The 662-nt window shown below is 69.5% G+C and carries 1 pseudogene; it reads right to left on the bottom strand.

Features of this window, described 5'->3' with window-relative positions:
- Positions 1–662: pseudogene (locus tag AC1D00_RS44110) on the bottom strand (hybrid sensor histidine kinase/response regulator); the annotation flags it as partial.

Here is a 662-nt window from a genome sequence, read left to right as displayed (position 1 = left end):
CCTTGAACTCGGTGTCCTCGTTGCGGCGGGAGATCTCCAGCAGCTGGTTGCGGGTCAGCACCAGCTCGGAGACCATGGTCATCAGATGCTCCAGCGTATCCACGTTGACGCGGATCGACTGGTTGGCGATGCGGTCGCCCTCGGAGGCGCCCTCGTCGGCCATCGACTTCTTCGGCGCGGCCTTGACGGCAGGCTTGGCAGCTTCCTTCGTAGCTTCCTTGGCAATCTCTTTGGCGGCAGGCGCCGGGGCTTCCGCGGCCGGCGCCGGGGCGGGTTCGGCCTTGACTTCGGCCTTGGCGATTGGCGCGGGGGCCGGCGCTTCGATCGCGGTCTCGCGGAAGGCGCGCTCGAGCTCGTCGAGCGACACTTCGCCCGGGCGCAGCGGACGCTCCAGGGTCTGGTCGATCAGCGTGCCAGAGGTCATCTCCTTGGCGGGCGCAGCGGCGGCCGGGGCTTCCGGCACCAGCGGCGGCGCTTCGGCAACGGGAGCAGCGCCGACCGCCATCGCGGCCATGCCCTGCTCGACCATCGCTTCCAGCTTGTCGATGAGATCGCGGTCGGTGCCCTCGGGCTCGGCTTCGGTCGCCTCGAGGCCGGCGAGGATTTCCTTGATGCGGTCGATCGAGGACAGGATCACCGTCACCGCCTGCCCCGTCACCGGC

Source organism: Bradyrhizobium sp. P2_E8 (genome assembly GCF_056403875.1).
This window is presented reverse-complemented; position numbering and strand designations above follow the sequence as displayed.